This window comes from Polynucleobacter sp. 15G-AUS-farblos, from assembly GCF_018882445.1.
Lineage (GTDB): Bacteria > Pseudomonadota > Gammaproteobacteria > Burkholderiales > Burkholderiaceae > Polynucleobacter.
Genome location: NZ_JACVOM010000024.1, coordinates 1 through 426 on the forward strand (window position 1 = coordinate 1; position 426 = coordinate 426).

The 426-nt window shown below is 43.2% G+C and carries 1 protein-coding gene; it reads left to right on the forward strand.

Annotated features, from left to right (window positions below):
* A partial coding sequence (locus ICN41_RS11245) for a hypothetical protein (protein WP_216293018.1) occupies positions 1-426 on the forward strand: 426 nt, incomplete at both ends.

Consider the following 426-nt stretch of genomic DNA (forward strand, 5'->3'; position numbering starts at 1 on the left):
TGTACTTACGTTTAGAAGAGTCAAGCCCCTTAGTGCAGTGGTTACTCGATCAACAAGCGGCCCAAGCAGAACAAGATGCTCATGGTCATGTGGGTTTAGCGCTCATCCAAAAGCTTGCAGGCTTTGCCGGTGAACCTTTGTTTGAGGCGATGTTTACGTACGAGAACTATCCGATTGATGCAACAGTAAATCAGAGTTTAGGAGAGTTAAAAATTTCTGATTCACAAGGAATAGATGGTAATCATTATCCTGTGGCATTAATTATTTTAACTGGAGAAGAATTAGTACTCAGACTCATATTCAATCGCGCTCGCCTTGATGATGCCCAAGCTGCTGACTTACTCGCACGCTTAAGCCAATTAATCGAAGCCTTACCAGTAATAGCAAAGACGCCTTTAGCAGCCATTCCACTAACTACCCTTTCTG